At 49.1% G+C, this 18,325-nt stretch carries 16 protein-coding genes (1 of these 16 cut by a window edge); 10 read left to right on the top strand and 6 right to left on the bottom strand.

Annotation, left to right across the window (positions count from 1 at the left end):
* The first annotated feature begins 214 nt into the window (after window positions 1-214).
* The 8 genes from ACEN86_RS15675 to ACEN86_RS15640 all read left to right on the top strand — a co-directional run bounded on the left by ACEN86_RS15675 (window position 215) and on the right by ACEN86_RS15640 (window position 9,108).
* Window positions 215-904 (top strand): response regulator transcription factor, encoded by a 690-nt coding sequence (locus ACEN86_RS15675; protein WP_495631507.1) that lies wholly within the window; start codon window positions 215-217, stop codon window positions 902-904.
* Between the two features lie 2 nt (window positions 905-906).
* On the top strand, window positions 907-2,364 hold the full coding sequence (locus tag ACEN86_RS15670; RefSeq protein WP_495631506.1) for a HAMP domain-containing sensor histidine kinase: 1,458 nt from the start codon (window positions 907-909) through the stop codon (window positions 2,362-2,364).
* 64 nt (window positions 2,365-2,428) lie between these two features.
* A complete protein-coding gene (locus tag ACEN86_RS15665; RefSeq protein ID WP_495631505.1) occupies window positions 2,429-3,388 on the top strand; it encodes a 4-hydroxy-3-methylbut-2-enyl diphosphate reductase in 960 nt (319 codons plus the stop codon).
* Window positions 3,389-3,730: 342 nt separating this feature from the next.
* Window positions 3,731-4,774 (top strand): 3-deoxy-7-phosphoheptulonate synthase, encoded by a 1,044-nt coding sequence (aroF, locus tag ACEN86_RS15660; protein ID WP_495631504.1) that lies wholly within the window; start codon window positions 3,731-3,733, stop codon window positions 4,772-4,774.
* Window positions 4,775-5,000: 226 nt separating this feature from the next.
* Entirely contained in the window at window positions 5,001-6,425 is a 1,425-nt protein-coding gene (gene glnA / locus ACEN86_RS15655) for a type I glutamate--ammonia ligase (protein WP_495634320.1), read from the top strand.
* Window positions 6,426-6,716: 291 nt separating this feature from the next.
* On the top strand, window positions 6,717-7,805 hold the full coding sequence (gene serC / locus ACEN86_RS15650) for a 3-phosphoserine/phosphohydroxythreonine transaminase (RefSeq protein ID WP_495631503.1): 1,089 nt from the start codon (window positions 6,717-6,719) through the stop codon (window positions 7,803-7,805).
* A gap of 352 nt (window positions 7,806-8,157) precedes the next feature.
* Window positions 8,158-8,622, top strand: a complete 465-nt coding sequence (gene trmL, locus ACEN86_RS15645; RefSeq protein WP_495631502.1) for a tRNA (uridine(34)/cytosine(34)/5-carboxymethylaminomethyluridine(34)-2'-O)-methyltransferase TrmL — start codon at window positions 8,158-8,160, stop codon at window positions 8,620-8,622.
* A gap of 231 nt (window positions 8,623-8,853) precedes the next feature.
* Complete coding sequence (locus ACEN86_RS15640; RefSeq protein WP_068622459.1) at window positions 8,854-9,108, top strand: AbrB/MazE/SpoVT family DNA-binding domain-containing protein; 255 nt, start codon at window positions 8,854-8,856, stop codon at window positions 9,106-9,108.
* Window positions 9,109-9,375: 267 nt separating this feature from the next.
* Here ACEN86_RS15640 and ACEN86_RS15635 read toward each other — a convergent pair whose 3' ends face one another.
* A complete protein-coding gene (locus ACEN86_RS15635) occupies window positions 9,376-10,446 on the bottom strand; it encodes a phosphodiester glycosidase family protein (RefSeq protein WP_495631501.1) in 1,071 nt (356 codons plus the stop codon).
* Window positions 10,443-10,853: a hypothetical protein gene (locus ACEN86_RS15630; protein WP_495631500.1), complete on the bottom strand. Its 411-nt coding sequence runs from the start codon at window positions 10,851-10,853 to the stop codon at window positions 10,443-10,445. The genes ACEN86_RS15635 and ACEN86_RS15630 overlap by 4 nt, the downstream gene beginning before the upstream one ends.
* Before the next feature lie 188 nt (window positions 10,854-11,041).
* Here ACEN86_RS15630 and ACEN86_RS15625 point away from each other — a divergent pair, with 188 nt between their 5' ends.
* Window positions 11,042-12,316 carry an aminotransferase class I/II-fold pyridoxal phosphate-dependent enzyme gene (locus ACEN86_RS15625; RefSeq protein WP_495631499.1) on the top strand — a complete coding sequence of 425 codons (1,275 nt, stop codon included), beginning with the start codon at window positions 11,042-11,044 and terminating at the stop codon, window positions 12,314-12,316.
* 129 nt (window positions 12,317-12,445) lie between these two features.
* Here ACEN86_RS15625 and ACEN86_RS15620 read toward each other — a convergent pair whose 3' ends face one another.
* Window positions 12,446-13,207, bottom strand: a complete 762-nt coding sequence (locus ACEN86_RS15620) for a DUF2161 domain-containing phosphodiesterase (protein WP_495631498.1) — start codon at window positions 13,205-13,207, stop codon at window positions 12,446-12,448.
* A 287-nt stretch (window positions 13,208-13,494) separates the two neighbouring features.
* On the opposite strand from ACEN86_RS15620, the gene ACEN86_RS15615 reads away from it, so the two are divergent.
* Entirely contained in the window at window positions 13,495-15,390 is a 1,896-nt protein-coding gene (locus tag ACEN86_RS15615; protein WP_495631497.1) for a PrkA family serine protein kinase, read from the top strand.
* A gap of 80 nt (window positions 15,391-15,470) precedes the next feature.
* On the opposite strand, the gene ACEN86_RS15610 is transcribed toward ACEN86_RS15615, so the two are convergent.
* The 3 genes from ACEN86_RS15610 to yhbH all read right to left on the bottom strand — a co-directional run.
* A complete protein-coding gene (locus ACEN86_RS15610; RefSeq protein ID WP_495631496.1) occupies window positions 15,471-15,983 on the bottom strand; it encodes a DUF3231 family protein in 513 nt (170 codons plus the stop codon).
* Between the two features lie 135 nt (window positions 15,984-16,118).
* Window positions 16,119-17,561, bottom strand: coding sequence for a SpoVR family protein (locus ACEN86_RS15605; RefSeq protein WP_495631495.1), 1,443 nt, complete (start codon window positions 17,559-17,561; stop codon window positions 16,119-16,121).
* A protein-coding gene (gene yhbH, locus ACEN86_RS15600) for a sporulation protein YhbH (protein WP_495631494.1) crosses the window boundary here: on the bottom strand, window positions 17,558-18,325 show its 3' portion. The gene runs 396 nt beyond the window's last position; 768 of the gene's 1,164 nt are visible here — the last part of the coding sequence; its start codon lies beyond the right edge, outside the window; the stop codon is at window positions 17,558-17,560. Before yhbH ends, ACEN86_RS15605 begins: the two co-directional genes overlap by 4 nt.

Below are 18,325 nucleotides of genomic sequence, written 5' to 3'. Positions count from 1 at the left end.
TTGTAGCACCAAAAAGCCGTTTAACGTGCTGTCTCTTTGGCTATAGCACCAAAAAGACAGCCAAACACAAGCTGTCTCTTTGGCTATAGCACCAAAAAGACAGCCAAACACAAGCTGTCTTTTTGGCTATAAATTTACGGTTTTATTTTGGTACAATACAGAGAGTTGAGAAGGACCAGCCGTCTGGAGGCTGGGAAGCTAAAGGAGAGTTCCTATGAGATCCGGTATATTAATCATTGATGATGACGAGAAAATTATATCTATGCTGCGGCGGGGGCTGGCTTTTGAAGGCTATGATGTATATTCTGCCCCTAATGGCATGGAAGGGCTTCAGATGATGCTGACGGCAGATCCCGATCTGGTTGTGCTGGATGTCATGATGCCTCAGGTGGATGGCTTTGAAGTCTGCAGGCGGATTCGCGAGGGCGGAAGCAGCGTTCCCATTCTTATGCTTACCGCCAAGGATGAGGTGGAGAACCGGGTGAAGGGGCTCGATCTTGGCGCCGATGACTATCTGGTTAAGCCTTTTGCACTGGAGGAGCTGCTGGCCAGGGTCAGAGCTTTGCTGCGCCGCAAGGAGAGTACCCCGGAAGGAGACGCCCACCGGTTAGTATTTGAAGATATCGTTCTGGACTACGATTCGAGGGAAGTCATTAGAGCGGGGCGCAGGCTTGAGCTGACCGCCAAGGAATTCGAGCTGCTGTATCTATTCATGCAGAATCCGAAGCGGCTTCTAACCCGTGATCTGATTATGGATAAAATATGGGGATATGACTACAGCGGGGAATCGAACGTGCTGGAGGTCTATATTGCAATGTTAAGACAAAAAACGGAGGAGCAGGGCGAGAAACGGGTCATTCAGACGATCCGCGGAGCCGGTTATATTTTGAGAGGAGAATCTTGACCATGTCCATAAGATGGCGGCTGACCGCATGGTATACTTGCATACTGGCCGTAACTCTGGTGTTGTTCGGAGCTTCGATTTATGGACTTGTGCGTTACAACATTTACACTGAGGTCAAGAATAAGATCGTTGAGCAAGCCAATCAAATACGCAACCTGGACACCTACACAGACGGGCAGAATATTGATCTTCAGCTAAGCAGAGACCAGAAGAACAGGCTGGAAGATAATAATATTTCCTGGCAGATTTACAGCTTCTACGGTTCAGGGATTACCAGTCTGGCTCCTGCCTTACAGGATCGGAATTTAAGTCTGCCGGTACCCAAGCCGAATTCGCTTGTAAATGGGGGCAAGTTCTCGTCTTTTACCAAGAATGGTTATGCCTTTATTCTGTTTGAACTGCCTGTACCTTCGGCTGACCAGCCTTTTGGAGTTCTGTCACTAGCCGTGAATACCATGTCTGAGGACCGGCTCATGGATCAGATGAAGACGGTACTCGTGTTCGGATTCTTCATTACGGTCGTATGCGCTTCAACCCTGGGGCTGTTCCTGGCCCGCAAATCCATGCGTCCCATCGGCAAGGTCATAGAAGCGGCCAACCAGATTCAGACGGGAAATGACCTCAGTGTCCGTATTGATTATGAGGGGCCAAATGATGAGATTGGACAGCTGATTGGCACGGTGAATCAGATGTTATCCAGAACCGACAGGTTCTATAAGGAACTGGAAGAAGCTTATGCAACCCAGCGCAGGTTCGTATCCGACGCTTCCCATGAGCTTAGGACACCGCTGACGACCATACGGGGAAATGTGGATTTGCTCAAGAAGGCCTGGGATCAGGAGGCGGAAGGGCGACTTCAGATGGATGAACAGAGCCTGCGCAGCCTGTCGATGGAAGCGATCAGCGATATTGCTGATGAATCCAAACGGATGAGCCGGCTTGTGAATGACATGCTCTCCCTGGCTCGTGCGGATACGGGCCAGACCATTACGAGGGAGCCGCTGCTTATGTCTCCGATTGTGCAGGATGTCATTCGAAGATCCCAGTTTCTTACCCGTTCCGCGGCTTGGGTTCAGGGGGATCTCTCCGCTATTGCTGGCTTATATGTAGAGGGGAACCGCGATTATTTGCAGCAAATGCTGTTTATCTTTATTGAGAATGCCTTTAAATACACGCCGGAAGGCAAAGTTATGATCGATGCGGTCAGAGTGGGCGGCCAGATCGGAATCCGGATTGCGGATACAGGGATCGGGATGGATCAGAAGGATATTCCGCACATATTTGAACGTTTCTACCGGGCCGACCCCTCCCGCGGAGTTACCCAGGGGACAGGACTTGGACTCTCCATCGCCAAATGGATCATTGATGAGCATCGCGGCTCGGTGGAGGTCATCTCCCGCAAGGGTGAGGGCACAGCCTTTGTAATCTGGCTCCCTGCCTTTCCGACCCCGCTTCAATAGGTTATAATTAGAGGTGTTTGTCATAGAGAGTTCATTGCAGCTCCAAGAAAGCGGGGTTAAACTTATGGAAGTCGTCAAAATCTCACCGCGCGGCTATTGCTACGGCGTTGTTGATGCTATGGTCCTGGCCCGTCAGGCGGCCAAGAACCTGGATCTTCCTCGTCCGATTTATATACTGGGTATGATCGTTCATAACAGCCATGTGACCCAATCCTTTGAGGATGAGGGAATCATTACGCTCGATGGTGCCAACCGGCTCGATATTTTAAGTCAGGTAGACAAAGGAACAGTCATCTTTACGGCCCACGGGGTATCTCCCGAGGTTAGAAAGATCGCCAGGGATAAAGGGCTTACTACGGTTGACGCTACTTGTCCGGATGTGACCAAGACGCATGTCCTGATCGAAGAGAAGGTCGCGGAAGGGTACGAGATTATTTATATCGGCAAAAAAGGGCATCCCGAGCCGGAAGGTGCGCTGGGGATCGCCCCGGAGCATGTGCATCTCATTGAGCGGGAAGAAGAGATTGATCTTCTGAGCATTACCTCAGACCGGATCATTATTACGAATCAGACCACGATGAGCCAGTGGGATATCAAGCATATTATTAAGAAGCTGGTAGAGAAGTATCCTGGCGCCGAAGTGCATAACGAGATTTGTCTCGCCACCCAGGTCCGGCAGGAGGCTGTGGCTGAGCAGGCCGGTCAGACGGATCTCGTGATTGTAGTCGGAGATCCGCGCAGCAACAACTCCAACCGTCTTGCCCAGGTCTCCGAAGAGATTGCTGGCGTAACAGCATACCGGATTGCGGACGTTACGGAACTCAAGCGGGAGTGGCTGGAGGGTGTTAGCAAGGTGGGAGTTACATCGGGCGCCTCGACGCCCACCCCGATCACCAAAGAGGTAATTGCTTATCTGGAACAGTATGACCCTGCCCGCCCGGAGACGTGGGAGATTGTGCGTACCGTGAATATGCAGAAGCTGCTTCCTCCTGTCCGGGAGAAAAGCACATCGAAGACCTTATAATTCTAGTTATATGGCTAGTTCATTCCATATAGCAGGCGCCCCTTTTGGGGCGCTTTTTTTTGACTAAGCGCACATTGTTAAGAAATTGTGAAACTCCTTATAGTCTTTTTATAAATAGGCTTGTCTCTGTCTTGACGAAGAGGCAGTCATCATGTATATTTACTTTAGCGGTTAAAAGCTTAAAAGCACACAAGCGTTTAAGTGAAAAAGCAGTTTAACAGTATTCATAATACTCTGATAAGAACATAATCGGAAAGATATACCGAAGGGGATGTAGGCAGGCTTCCCGTATTTACAACGTATCCTGCTGGAATTTCAAGCCAAATGAGAGGATGTTCAAATATGATCGTAATTACTTCCAACCATACGCCCGAAGAGCGTATTCAAGAGATCATCGCTGTAATTGAGAAGGAGGGACTGCAGGCGCACGTCTCCCGTGGGAATGACCGTACTGTAATCGGATTGATCGGACAGATTGAACCGAAGCTTGCAGAGCATCTGCGTCAAATGAAGGATGTAGAGAACGTAGTTAAAATCTCGAAATCTTATAAGTTGGCCAGCCGTGATTTCCATCCCGAGAATACAGTTATCTCTATTGGTGATGTCAAAATTGGCGGTGGGGAGCTAGTGGTAATGGGTGGGCCTTGTGCGGTAGAAACTCCTGAACAGATCGATGAGATCGCTCGCCTGGTTAAAGCCGCTGGGGGCCAGGTGCTGCGCGGTGGTGCATTCAAGCCGCGTACCGGCCCGTACAGCTTCCAGGGAGTAGGCGTCGAAGGTCTGATCATGATGGCTGAGGCAGGGAAGAAGCACGGCCTGCTGACCATTACGGAAGTCATGACCCCTGAATATGTCGATGTTTGTGCGGAATATGCGGACATTCTCCAAATTGGAACACGGAACATGCAGAACTTTGATCTGCTTCGCAAGCTGGGCAGCTGCGGCCGTCCTGTCCTTCTGAAGCGCGGATTCAGCGCCACTTATGATGAGCTTCTCAATGCGGCCGAGTATATCCTGGCCGGTGGCAATCCGGACGTCATGCTGTGCGAGCGGGGCATCCGTACGTTTGAGACTTACACCCGGAACACGCTGGACCTGTCAGCGATTCCTGTACTGCAGCAGCTCAGCCACCTGCCGGTCATTTCCGACCCGAGCCATGGAACAGGAAGACGTGAGCTGGTTGAACCGATGGCGAAGGCATCAGTAGCAGCCGGAGCCGACGGTCTGATTATCGAAATGCATACGGATCCGGACAACTCGATGACGGGTGACGGTGTACAATCTCTGTTCCCTGACCAATTTGCTGGACTTCTGCAAGATTTAGAGAAGCTGGCTCCAATTGTCGGCAAATCATTCAAAGCAGCTCCAAGCATCGTGCAAGTCTAATTTTTCCCGGGAAATAGATAAGAAGAGAGCCCTCGCTATATCGCGCAGGGTTCTTTACCTATGTACAGCGATAAAAATGTGATGATACCTAACATGAGCCATAAAAATACCTTACATATCTATTGACGGATGCTTTTGCTTGGTATTATAATGACGACAGAAAATATATAGTATGAACGTTAAGTGTTTTTGCTTGCTTTAATGTTCGTGATTGGGAGGATTAATGATGTCAGTACAGCAGGTTTTGAAGACTATTCAGGAGAAACAAATTGAGTGGGTGGATTTCCGTTTTGTAGACCTGTCCGGTCGGGCACACCACATCAGTCTGCCAGCCAAAGAGGTTGACGAAGAAACTTTTGTAAATGGTGTAGCTTTTGACGGTTCTTCTATCCCGGGATTCCGTGGTATCGAAGAATCTGACATGGTTATGATGCCGGATCCGGGCTCAAGCTTTGTTGATCCTTTTACAGCACATCCTACCTTGAACATTCTTTGTGATATCTTTACACCAGACGGCAACCGTTATGAGCGTGATCCACGCAGTATTGCTGTTCGCGCTGAAGAATACCTGAAGAAGAGCGGTGTAGGTACAGCAGCATTCTTCGCACCAGAGTCCGAGTTCTTTATCTTCGATGATGTACGTCATGAGAGCAGCATGAACCGCTCTTACTATGAAGTGAATTCCGAAGAAGCCGGATGGAACACCAGCCGTGAAGAAGAAGGCGGCAACCTTGGTTTCAAAGTACCTGTAAAAGGTGGATATGTTCCTGTAGCTCCAACTGATAAGCAGCAGGATATCCGTAGCGAAATGTGCCGTTTGCTTGAAGAAGCAGGACTTCGTATTGAGCGTCATCACCACGAAGTAGCTACTGCAGGTCAAGCTGAGATTAACTTCCGCTTCGACACGCTTCTCAAAACTGCTGATAACTTGATGGTATACAAATACATCGTTCACAATACAGCACAACAATTTGGCAAAACAGCAACGTTCATGCCAAAACCACTCTTCGGTGACAACGGAAGCGGTATGCACGTTCACCAGTCCATCTTTGATGGCGATACCCCTCTTTTTTATGAAAAAGGCGGATATGGAAATCTGAGTGAAATGGCCCTTCACTATATCGGAGGTATCCTGCACCACGCTCCAGCTTTGATTGCGTTCACGAACCCAAGCACGAACTCATTCAAACGTCTGGTACCTGGTTACGAAGCACCAGTTAACCTTGTATACTCCAAAGGTAACCGTTCTGCAGCAGTTCGTATCCCAGTAGCGGCTGTAACACCTAAAGGCTGCCGGATCGAGTTCCGTACACCGGACTCCACGGCTAACCCTTACCTGGCATTCTCAGCTATGCTTCTTGCAGGTCTTGATGGAATCAAGCGTAAGATCAACCCGCAAGAACAAGGTTATGGACCATACGACAAGAATATCTATGATTTGTCCGATGCTGAGAAGAAAGAAATTCGCAGCGTTCCAGGTTCCTTGGATGAGGCTCTTGATGCACTGCTTGCCGACACCGAATTCCTGACTGAAGGCGGCGTATTTACACAAGACTTCATTGATAACTTTGTAGCATTGAAGCGTAAAGAAGCTAAAGCAGTTGCTATGCGCGTACACCCGCATGAAATCGGACTTTACTTCGACCTGTAATAGAACTTATATATTCATGAAATGATAGCTAAGGGGCCGTCCCTAAGGTCGATTCGGACCTGGGGGACGGTCCCTTTTGCTATAGATATTTCTTATTTAATCCCTGAAAAGTTCAGTGTGATCATGCCACAGTCTTTCGCAAGACAAAGCGTTAATGTGTCAATTCTGCAAACTTGTCCAAAGTTGTTCAATATGTTCTTGATGCAGGGATAGAATGTTGTTATAGTAAACCGTAACTATAGCACCGTCATATTCAACTTACTTTGATTAAGAGAGAGGATGGGAGTCCAAATGAGTAAGAGAGCCTACAATTTTAATGCGGGTCCCGCAGCAGTACCCTTGGAAGTGCTTCAACGCGCCCAAGCTGAATTTGTCGATTATCAGGACAATGGAATGTCGATTATGGAGATGTCCCACCGCGGAGCCGTCTATGAAGGAGTCCACAACGAAGCTCAAAGCCGTCTCCTGAATCTGCTTGGCAATCCGGAAGGATACAAGGTTCTATTTCTGCAGGGCGGAGCTTCCACCCAGTTCGCTATGCTTCCAATGAACTTGTTAGCTGAAGGCAAGACTGCGGGTTATGTTAAGACAGGCAGCTGGGCCAACAAAGCGATCAGTGAAGCTAAATTAATCGGGGATACGTTCATTGCCGCTTCTTCGGAAGACAACCAATATAAATCGGTTCCGAGTCTGGCGGATCTTCAATTGCCTGAGAATGCAGCCTACCTGCATCTTACTTCTAACGAGACGATTGAAGGCACCCAGTTCCAGGAATTCCCGGATACAGGTAATGTACCTTTGATTGCAGATATGTCCAGTGATATCCTGTCACGCCAATTTGACGTGAAGAATTTCGGAATGATCTATGCGGGTGCTCAGAAGAACCTTGGCCCTTCAGGCGTAACGGTTGTAGTTGCCCGTGAAGAACTGATCCAGAACTCGCCAAAACATATTCCAACCGTGCTTAGATATGACACACACACCAAGAATAACTCTCTCTATAATACTCCTCCATCCTTCTCGATCTATATGGTGAACCAGGTGCTTAAATGGATTGAGGAACAAGGTTCCCTTGCCGGAATCGAGGCCAAGAACCGTGAGAAAGCACAGCTTCTATACAATGCAATCGATAACAGCGGTGGCTTCTTCCACGGATTCGCAGATAAGGACAGCCGCTCTAACATGAACGTAACCTTCCGTATGGCGTCCGAAGATCTTGAGAAGCAATTCGTGAAGGCTTCCGAGCAGGAAGGCTTTGTAGGCCTCAAAGGCCATCGCAGTGTCGGAGGTCTTCGTGCATCGATCTATAACGCAGTTCCTTACGAACACATCAAAGCTTTGGTTGACTTCATGGGAGAATTCCAAAGAAAGAACGGTTAAGATCAAGTCTATATAGAAAGGTGATATCCGGATTTACGGGTATCACCTTTTTTGCTGAATGGTTTGGTTTTATGTGAAACATGATATAATAGTAGGATGTGCTTCTATATAATACGCATTATAAATATTCACATTTATGGTGACAGTCGTAACTACGGTGAATGCTTGGACTTTCGGTCGCTGTTATCTCCAGATTTCTGGATGTATACCAAAGCAGGGATGAAATCCGGAGACAAAGGCGATCGCTTTCGCTCCTACAGTTCCAAGCTTCCCCTCCGCTACGTCTTACCTACATGTCAATTTCAACTGCGTCTTATATAGTGATTTTGTAGAGAGAGGTGCTTTCTTCATCATGGCCTTACATATTGTGCTTGTAGAACCCGAAATACCGGCGAATACCGGGAACATTGCCCGTACTTGCGCAGCAACCGGAATTCATCTGCATCTGGTACGCCCCCTGGGCTTCCGTACGGATGATGCCACACTAAAGCGTGCCGGACTTGACTACTGGTATGCGGTTCATATTGAATACCACGATTCCTTTGCTGAGGTGGAGGAGATGTACAAAGGGAGCAGATTTTTCTTCGCCACAACCAAGGCGGATCAGAGATACAGCGACTTCCAGTATCAGGATGGCGATTTCTTCGTTTTCGGAAAAGAAACCAAGGGACTTGCGCCCGAAATTCTCCAGGCTCATCCAGACAGTCTCATCCGGATGCCAATGACCGACAAGGTCCGGTCTCTGAATCTGTCGAATTCTGCGGCGATTATTGTATATGAAGCTCTGCGACAATTGAATTTCCCGGGAATGGATTAAGGTTAATGCAATGTAAATACGTCATAAGATGCGATTTTTTAAAGAATTTTAGCGAATTTGTGATTACTCAGCAGGATTTAGGAAAATTATGCCGAAATATATTTATTTAAAGACCTTCCGTCTTTTTCTTTTCTGACCGATATATTAGAGGGGGATGCTTTATTATATCTAAAGGGAAGAACCCAATAAGTGCGGTGTCTGTTTATATTTTTCGGGAGAGGTGTGCTTTTTATGAAACCTGCTGGTGTGGTCCGTAAAGTGGATCAACTGGGGAGAATCGTCTTACCCAAATCGCTTCGGAAGAGATATCAAATGAATGAAGGGGATCCTGTCGAAATTCTCGTGCAGGGCGATCATATCATCCTTGAACGTTATCGTCCAAAATGTGTATTCTGCGGCAATATGGAAGATGTAAGCGAGTTCAAAGAACGGTCCATTTGTGGCCAATGCCTGGTTGAAATGAATCATTTACCACGACACGCGTAAGACGTGTGTTACGAAGCACCGCAGAATTCTGCGGTGCTTTTTAAATCCTATGACAAAGAAAGAAGCTCTTCCTTAGGAAGAGCTTCTTCTTTCATTACAAACCTTTGGTTTTATCATCGTTATAGGATGCAGTTAAGATTCCGGCCACGAACAGGACAAACACTAGTGTAACAATCCAGAATGTTAATGAAAAGGACATGCAGCCACCTCCAACGTATACTCACTATGTCTATTATAACCATCACATGAACAAAATTAAAAGCTATATTATTTGAAAAATAAAAAATGAGTAGGGACCGGGCGAAGAGCGCCGTCCGAAGGCTTGTTAATCACCCTGCCACCAAGGATTAATGAGGTGGAACCCCCGCCGTCCAGGTTATAGGCACTTTGGACGCCCAGGTTATACAGCTTGTCCTGAAGCTCAGGCAGGGAGGCGCCGGAATGGCCATTCTCATCGTATCCATCCACCACGAGCACCAGCAGCTGGTCATCCCGGTAGCTGCCGATCACGGTTCGGGGTGCGCGGTAAGGAGAGGTCAGCCATTTCTCGGGAATGGGGGTCTTGGCACCATTTTGCAGGAGGACCGGGACGAAGGTAGCCCCAAATACCGGCTTCAATCTATCCAGCTGGGACTGACTGGAGAACTTGCCTCCGATGAGCTTCCCAGACTGGTTAAGCCCGACGAATGAAAGGTCTTTGAAGCTGGGCTGGAATCCGGTTAAATATTTGCCGTTCTGAATCGTGGTACTGAGCGGATATCGTTTGCCCCCGGAGTCTGCGAATCCTCCTGCGTTAATCCCTGCTATGGCCCCACTGTGTTTGACCGCCTGCATGGTGGTCTCGGAAGAGCCCAGCTTGTCACCGGCAACAGCCATCTTCATGGCTGACGGATCTTTAAGCTTGATCTTCATGGCATATCCCTTATAGCTACCAGGGTTAATCTTGTACAGTTCAATCCGAATTTTGTCGCTCTGGACGGTCTCATAAGGTGAGGAACCGAACTTGGCAGTAATGCGTCGGTCATAAATAGCCTCGGGCTTATGGGAAGCTTTTTGGGCAGCGTTGACCACCTGAGCCATGGCCGAGGTCGTCTTCTGATATAACACAGCTGTTCTTCGAATGGTTGAAATCGTATATTTAGCAGTCTCTTCGGCGTCTGACAAGGAAGCAGACACCTGATTAACATGCTGATCAAGCTCTGGAGGAGCAGATAATTTTACGGGCTGCCCCTCCCAGTTCAGCTGAACACTACCGAGAAGAAGTGCAAGGATCAGGCCGAAGAATGGTGCAGTCGCAAGCAAAAAGAACCGGTTGAGCTGTTTGACTTGGATGTTCATTTTAACAGATCCATCTTGCTCTGTAGTGCACTCAGCTGCTTCTTAACTTCAGCCAACTGAGTGTATAGCTTGTTGCTGTTGTCGGTCTTATTGCTTGCATTATCTTTCGTGAAGGTAAGCAGCTCGTTGAACGATTGAACCTTGCTGTCGAGCTGGCTTACCTCATTCGATAAGGATGATAATTTGAAATTATATTCGGCCTTGATTGCGTTCGTCTGTGCCTGCCATTTGGCGTCGAGCGCGGAGAGCATGTTCTGCTGCAGATGATGACTGTACCAGTAGGTTGCGGCTATTCCACTCCCGATGAGCAGCAGCCAAATGACGAGAAATACCTTTACGGACGTTCCCCGGTTTCTCGTGCTGCGCGCCGAAGTAGGCGTGGAAACAGGCTCCGTAGAGTAAGACATGTGTATCACCTCAAGCATTTTCTAATTTTTTACCAATTTTCATTTTAACATTCCCCTATCTTGTACGCAAAATATGTAAATGTTTTCAAAGGTTCCAGAGCAAAAAAAATTCATTCTGGAGAATCGGGCTGGTCTGCTCCATATACTAATATGGGATCAGAGCTGGTGCTGAAAGGGGCCGATGCGTGATGAAACGGAATTTTGAGAGGCATGAGGAACATGGGATTGGCATCATTTCCCTTGCAGGGGAAGGGATGGAAAGAGGGCTGTATCCGGTCAGTAAAGAGTGGTTAGTGGATTTAGATGAAAAAAATGACGAAGCAGGAGCAGACAGCCGGGAACCCGGGTTCGGAGATAAGCTGCAATCCGGCTGGGCTAACTTCATTCTTGGAACCTACAGCCATGAATCTACTCGGATAGAGAAGTCCTCTCTGCTGCTGACAACCGGCAGGATGGAGGCTTGGAAGCTGCTATTGGGTGAGCTGGTTAATCCGGGGGATACCGTGGTGGTGGAGAATCCCGTCTCGCCAGCTGTGTTAGAGGAACTCCTCCTAAGAAAATTGAAGGTCGTTCCGGTAGACTGCGATGGCGATGGCATGCGGCCTGAAGAATTGAAGAGCTGTCTTGTCCGGATTAAGCCGGCCCTAATATATATCTCTCTTGAATATTCGGATACCACCGGGGCTATATGGAGTTCTGCTCGCATACGGGAAATTGCTGAGATCACCCGGCAAGCCGGTATTTGGCTTGTGGGGGACCGAAGCAGTGCAGAGGCTCCCTTTGCGGCTGGGACGAACAATTTGCGAAAGTCAGGCCGCTCGTTATTTGAAATCGGCAGAGATCGGGGATATGACGGGCGAATCGCTGAACTCATGTCCATGGATGGCCATGGTATCCATGCTGGATGGATTCGAGCGGGGGAGACGCTGATTCAGCGCTTGAAGGAAGCGAGAGAGGCGCTCGGCAGCGCAGAAGACACTCGGGGCAGAAGGAATCAAGCGGATAAAGCGCTAATCGAGCGCTTGAAGGAAGCGAGAGGGGTCCCTGGCAGCGCAGAAGACATAAGTTGCCCGGCCGGGGTCCCGGCGCAGCTGCTGGTGCAGCCCTGCTTCAGCTGGGCGCAGCATGCCGCGGCGCTGAACCGCGAGTACGCCGCGCGGCGAGCGGAAGCTCTTGCTGTGCTGGCAGGCAGCCGCGCCCTCGGCGCTGTCTGCCAGCACGCTGCCGGCCGCGGCCGCTTCCTGTGGGCAGAGCTGCCGGCAGGCATGGACAGCGCCGCCCTTCTTCGGGCGGCGCGTCTGAAGGGCGCGGCGTTCCTGCCCGGCGCGCGGTGTTACGCGGGAGCGGGGAACCCGCGGACGCTGCGCTTGTCGCTGGCTGCGCAGAGCCGGCCGCGGCTGCTTCTGGGGCTGGAGCGCATTTGCGAAGCAGCCGAGGATTTTACGGCACGCTGGCACCAGTAGCTCGGCTGCTGGGATGAGTGTGTCGTCTGCCCCGAGCAAGCTTCAATGTTCTCCCCGGCGAATATTCTGCTCCTACTGCCTACATGCCGCCTGACATGCCGCGTGATGATATCCTTGTTCTGCCTTATCTCAGTCGATAAGCAGAGCATTATCCTCATCCGCGGCTGCCGCGAACTGACGATGGCTTGCCGTCACCTGTTCATACTGCTGCAGCGCTTCTGCCCCCGCCGGAGTCAGACTGTAGCGGCCGCGGCTGACTCTCTCGAACCAGCCGTAATAGTTGCGCTGCAGAATATCTGCGGCTGTACCAACCCCGCTCTGGTCACGGATCTCGCGCGGGGACATCTGCCCCGCGGCGCGGGACATCACCACGGCTACCCGAAGCGCTTTCTCGCGATAAGCGGTCACCAGCTTTTGCCCGCGGCTTCCCCCGACGTTATAATCCCCGCTCCGCTCCCGAAATTCATTAGCCAGCCGGGTAACCCGGGTCTTCACCTGTCTGGGTCCTCCGTAGCTTTCCATTCCTTCAGGTCTGCACAGAACCTCGACAAACGGTTTCTTGGTCTTGTAATGAGTTACCGTAATGAGCCCGAGCCCGAGTCTTCGGCACAGCTGTGTAATTTCACCCCAGCGCTGATTATGAGCGCCTTTCTTCTGCCGATTCCGCTCTACAGCAAGATAGACTTCCCTGCTCAGCTTCTGGCGTGCCTGTCCCTGCAGCAGCAGAGCCAGATTGAAGGTTTTCTTCATCTCGACAATCAGGGGCTCGCTCTGATCAGGCCGGAACCCGACCAGATCACAATGCCGCACCTCACTCTTCACCTCGTAACCCTGCTCCTCGAAAAATAGCTTTAGCGGCTTGTATAATTCCGTTTCGTGTTGAACCGCCATGTTCTTGGGCTCCTTTCTTGGCGCGTATAGTACTCACAGATAGTCATGTAAATAGAGTATAGCATAAAGAATTCAATTGAATTACGAACCAAGATACGCATAGGTGATTCAATACCGATTTTTCCGATAGGTATAAAATATAGTTCAGATAAAATCGTCAATTAATTGTATAAGCTCGCATAAGTATGTAATATCCTTTTTTAACCGTTGTAAAAGCTCACGGCGTACTGCTCTCAGGGACAGACAAAGATGCGTAGTTCATATCGGAAGCACAGGAGGTACCAAGCATGGATATTTTTGAACGCGTTGCAGCATACCGGGCAGAAAGTGATCGGTTGGCGTGGAGCGGTACTTTTAAAGAATACATTGAGCTGCTGAAGAAAGACCCGTCTCCGGCCAAGACAGCTCATGCCCGCGTATACGACATGATTGAATCCTATGGCGTTGAGGAAGTGAATGGCCAGAAGCGCTACAAGTTTTTTGAACAGGAGATTTTTGGACTGGATCGCGCCATTGAGAAGCTGGTGGAGGAATATTTTCACTCGGCCGCCCGCAGGCTTGACGTACGCAAAAGAATTCTTTTGCTTATGGGCCCGGTTAGTGGAGGGAAATCAACCATCGTTACTCTTCTCAAAAGAGGGCTCGAAAAATTCTCGCGCACAGATCAAGGCGCCCTGTATGCGATTGAAGGCTGCCCGATGCATGAGGATCCGCTGCATCTTATTCCGCTTGAGCTGCGTCCTGAAGTCGAACAGGCGCTGGGAATCCGGATTGAGGGGAATTTATGCCCTGTCTGCCAGATGAGACTGAAGACGGAGTACGATAATGACATTGAACATGTCAGAGTGGCCAGACTGGAAATTTCCGAGGATGCCCGTGTCGGTATTGGTACATTTAGTCCCTCTGACCCTAAGTCCCAGGACATTGCAGATCTTACAGGGAGCATTGATTTCTCAACAATTACCGAGTACGGATCTGAGTCTGATCCCCGGGCATACCGGTTCGATGGAGAGCTGAACAAGGCCAACAGGGGCTTGATGGAATTTCAGGAAATGCTGAAGTGTGACGAGAAGTTTCTATGGAATCTCTTGTCGCTTACCCAGGAGGGGAATTTCAAAGCAGGAAGATTTGCGCTTATCAGTGCAGATGAACTCATTGTGGCGCATACGAACGAAACCGAGTACAAAGCTTTTATTGCCAATAAGAAGAACGAAGCGCTTCAATCCCGTATGATCGTTATGCCGATTCCATATAATCTCAAGGTGTCGCAGGAGGAGAAAATATACTCCAAGCTCATCAGCCAGAGTGATATGAACCATATTCATATTGCTCCGCATTCCCTGCGGGCTGCAGCGATCTTCTCGATTCTCACCCGACTTAAGGACTCCAAGAAGCAGGGCGTTGATCTGCTTAAGAAGATGCGGCTATATGATGGGGAAGAGGTGGAGGGCTACAAGATTGCCGACCTCAAGGAGCTTCAGAATGAGTATCTGGATGAAGGCATGTCCGGCGTTGATCCACGCTACGTCATTAACCGGATTTCCAGCGCGCTGATTAAGCAGGATCTTCAGTGCATTAACGCTTTGGATATACTCAGGGCGATCAAGGATGGCTTGGACCAGCATGCTTCTATTACTCGGGAGGAACGTGAACGGTATTTGAATTTTATTGCGATTGCCCGCAAGGAGTATGATGAACTGGCCAAAAAAGAAGTTCAAAAGGCCTTCGTCTATTCTTTCGAAGAGTCTGCTCGTACTTTGTTTGAGAACTACCTCGATAATATTGAAGCGTTCTGCAATTGGTCCCGTATTCGGGATCCGCTGACCGATGAGGAGCTTGATCCGGATGAGCGGCTTATGCGCTCGATTGAGGAGCAAATCGGGATTTCAGAGAATGCCAAGAAGGCGTTCCGCGAGGAGATTCTGATCCGAATCTCGTCCTATTCCAGAAAAGGACGCAAATTTGAATATAACGACCATGATCGGCTTCGCGAAGCCATTGAGAAGAAGCTATTCGTGGATTTGAAAGATATCGTCAAGATCACCACTTCAACGAAAACGCCGGATGAGAATCAACTTAAGCGAATTAATGAAGTCAGCAAACGCCTGATCGAGAATCACGGCTATTGCCCGGTGTGTGCAAACGAGCTATTGCGTTATGTGGGAAGCTTGCTGAATAGATAAAGTTTGCAGGTAAAAGCTGAAGAGGCCGCTCCTCAAGATCTTAGATCTTAAGGAGCGGCCCTTTTTATTTGGGAGAATACTCAATCTCCCTCAGGTCTTTGAATGAGCAGAGGCGGAGGGATGAGCCAGCCCTTTTCCTTGAGCATCCGAAGAACACGGACACCAAGCGCGGCTTTAAGCCCATGATTCTTCAAGAAGAGTGCTCCAACATCTTCCCGGATGGAAATGGCGATAATTTGGCTGCATTCGATAATACCCATGGATATAGAAGCAGCGATGGCTGCGGCAATTTCCGGATCAGTGAAACGTGCCCCTACTGGGATTTCCTCCAAAGCGGCTGGGGGTCTTTCAGGTAAGGCAGGAACAGGAGGAATCCCATTGGCTAGCAGAAGCTCGTCTGCTTCTTTGATTTCCCGGCTCGCCTGGTCGATGAGGTCTTCAATAATTTTCTTAAGATCTTGGTCACCGGCATGGTACATAAAAGCCTGATAGCTGGATAGGGCTGCCTTGCTTTTAGTGGAGAACTGCCATACACCAAAAATTTCACCATAATGCAGGGGTTCGTCTTTAGGGTTACCACCCAGGATAGCCATGTAAGTTACTCCTTTTTAACTGAAATATAGTGAAATACCCATGTAGAGTACCCATACATCTGGAAAATATGCCTCACACCAAAAATGCCTTCAATCCATGGTTAACCACGGACTGAAGACAAATTTACATCTTTATCAGCTTACGAACTTCCGGTAATGCTTCTGCCCATCGAAGCTAAATATCGCCTTCTTATCTTCGATCACCGTTTCCAAATGCACCGTCTTGCCCCAGAGACGGTATACATGGGGGAGCGTGCGCTCGAGATATTTAAGGTCCAGCTCAATTCCTTCGTATTGATGCCTCAGCACAAGCTCGCCGCTGCGTTGGTAATCGCCATCCTGAACAACAATGTAAGGCGCACCGCCGTTCACTCTGGATAACGCGAGCTGGTCACGGATATTTTCCCAGGATTTATCTGTAATCTTCCACTCAGAGCCCTGCTTCTGGAACACGTAGAGATCCAGATCACGGACCAAATCCTTTGTTAAATAACTGCGAATAAAAGAAATATCGGAATCGAGCTCCCGGACCTCGAATATTTTCTCCCTGCCCTTGCCGGGCTGTCTTCCAAAGCGGTCTTGTTCCTCCTTGGTCGGCCGATCCCAGCGCTTCTCAATATCCTCGAAGATCTTCAGTCCCAAGTAATACGGATTCAGACTTTGAGTGGAAGGCTGCACAACGGACGAGTTCAGCTTGGCGAACTCGATTGTCTCTTCACTGGACAGGTCCAGTTCTCTGATAATCCGCTGGTGCCAATACGAGGCCCAGCCTTCGTTCATGATCTTGGTCTCCATTTGAGGCCAGAAATAGAGCATCTCTTCTCTAAGCATACTCATGATATCCCGCTGCCAATCCTCGAGCGTTTCCGAATATTCCTGAATGAACCAGACCAGGTCCTTTTCCGGTTCTGGAGGGAATGCAGGGAGTCCAGCCGGCTCGGCTGGTCCTGCCCCGGACTGCGGCTGGTCTATGGACCACAGATCGTCATACGGAGTGGCGGTTCTTGTGGTATGCCGTCCTTCTTTTTGCTCACGCATTTTCTCTTCAGTATACCGTTTCTTATCCAGCCGCCTTGGTTTGATCAGTTGGGGATCAACATGTTCCTGAATCGAAAGAACGGCATCGACGAACGTCTCTACTGCATCGGTACCGTGAATCAATTCATATTGGCTGATTCTCTCGGCAGTTGCTGACATGCTCTCAACCATATTGCGGTTCGTGGCTGCGAACCGGGTGTTGTTTTTGAAGAAGTCGCAGTGGGCTAACACATGAGCCACAATCAACTTGTTCTGTATCAGCGAATTTCCATCCAGCAGGAACGCATAGCAGGGATTGGAGTTGATGACGAGCTCGTATATTTTGCTAAGGCCAAAATCGTACTGAAGCTTCATCTTATTGAAGGTTTTTCCGAAGCTCCAGTGGCTGAATCGGGTGGGCATCCCATATGCCCCGAACGTATAGATGATATCGGCCGGACAGATCTCATATCTCATTGGATAGTAATCAAGGCCGAAGCCATCGGCAATCTCCATAATCTCACTTATGGATTTCTCCAGCTGCTCCATTTCCAGGCTCATTGAACTAGACCCCCTTCCTGCTTGTGAAAAAAGCTCTTAAGGGCCTGATAGACAGCTCCTTTTTCCTTGATAATGTAATGGAGGAATCTCTCTTTTGAAATGTTCTTATAAGCCGACATTAAAGTGCTCCCCCGGTTGTACTGGTTGACTTCTCCGTATCCGAACATATTGCTTCGGTCTAGAAGTTCTCCGATCAGCTTGACGCAGCGCTCATTATCTGAGGTGAGATTATCACCATCCGAGAAATGGAAAGGGTAGATATTGTAACTGGAAGGGGGGTACCTTGTATCAATGATTTCTAGTGCCTTCATATAAGCTGAAGAACAGATCGTACCCCCGCTTTCCCCACGTGTGAAGAAGTCCTCCTCACTGACCTCCTTGGCTTCCGTATGGTGGGCGATGAACACGATCTCTACTTTTTCATACTGCCGGCGGAGGAACCGGGTCATCCAGAAGAAGAAGCTTCGTGCGCAGTACTTCTCGAAAGTACCCATGGAACCCGAGGTATCCATCATCGCAATAATGACCGCATTGGAGTGGGGAACAACGATATCCTCCCATGTTTTGTACCTGAGGTCGTCCGGTGATATTCCGTGGATGCCGGGCTTGCCACTGGTTGAGTTACGACGCAGATTTTCCAGAATTGTACGTTTCTTATCGATGTTGGACATGATGCCTTTCTTACGGATGTCATTAAAACGAATATCGGAAATTTCAATCTGGTCGTTATCCTTATCTTCCATAAAAGGGAGTTCGAGCTCGCT

It is taken from the genome of Paenibacillus sp. Paensp111, assembly GCF_059492195.1.
Note: the sequence above shows the minus strand (reverse complement) of the source record. Positions and strands in the feature narration are given on the sequence as shown.

Excerpts from the sequence above, each read along its gene's own strand:
- ACEN86_RS15675 (WP_495631507.1), top strand. The coding sequence starts at position 215 with ATGAGATCCGGTATATTAATCATTGATGATGACGAGAAAATTATATCT.
- ACEN86_RS15670 (WP_495631506.1), top strand. The coding sequence starts at position 907 with ATGTCCATAAGATGGCGGCTGACCGCATGGTATACTTGCATACTGGCC.
- ACEN86_RS15665 (WP_495631505.1), top strand. The coding sequence starts at position 2,429 with ATGGAAGTCGTCAAAATCTCACCGCGCGGCTATTGCTACGGCGTTGTT.
- aroF (WP_495631504.1), top strand. The coding sequence starts at position 3,731 with ATGATCGTAATTACTTCCAACCATACGCCCGAAGAGCGTATTCAAGAG.
- glnA (WP_495634320.1), top strand. The coding sequence starts at position 5,001 with ATGTCAGTACAGCAGGTTTTGAAGACTATTCAGGAGAAACAAATTGAG.
- serC (WP_495631503.1), top strand. The coding sequence starts at position 6,717 with ATGAGTAAGAGAGCCTACAATTTTAATGCGGGTCCCGCAGCAGTACCC.
- trmL (WP_495631502.1), top strand. The coding sequence starts at position 8,158 with ATGGCCTTACATATTGTGCTTGTAGAACCCGAAATACCGGCGAATACC.
- ACEN86_RS15640 (WP_068622459.1), top strand. The coding sequence starts at position 8,854 with ATGAAACCTGCTGGTGTGGTCCGTAAAGTGGATCAACTGGGGAGAATC.
- ACEN86_RS15635 (WP_495631501.1), bottom strand. The coding sequence starts at position 10,446 with ATGAACATCCAAGTCAAACAGCTCAACCGGTTCTTTTTGCTTGCGACT.
- ACEN86_RS15630 (WP_495631500.1), bottom strand. The coding sequence starts at position 10,853 with ATGTCTTACTCTACGGAGCCTGTTTCCACGCCTACTTCGGCGCGCAGC.
- ACEN86_RS15625 (WP_495631499.1), top strand. The coding sequence starts at position 11,042 with ATGAAACGGAATTTTGAGAGGCATGAGGAACATGGGATTGGCATCATT.
- ACEN86_RS15620 (WP_495631498.1), bottom strand. The coding sequence starts at position 13,207 with ATGGCGGTTCAACACGAAACGGAATTATACAAGCCGCTAAAGCTATTT.
- ACEN86_RS15615 (WP_495631497.1), top strand. The coding sequence starts at position 13,495 with ATGGATATTTTTGAACGCGTTGCAGCATACCGGGCAGAAAGTGATCGG.
- ACEN86_RS15610 (WP_495631496.1), bottom strand. The coding sequence starts at position 15,983 with ATGGCTATCCTGGGTGGTAACCCTAAAGACGAACCCCTGCATTATGGT.
- ACEN86_RS15605 (WP_495631495.1), bottom strand. The coding sequence starts at position 17,561 with ATGAGCCTGGAAATGGAGCAGCTGGAGAAATCCATAAGTGAGATTATG.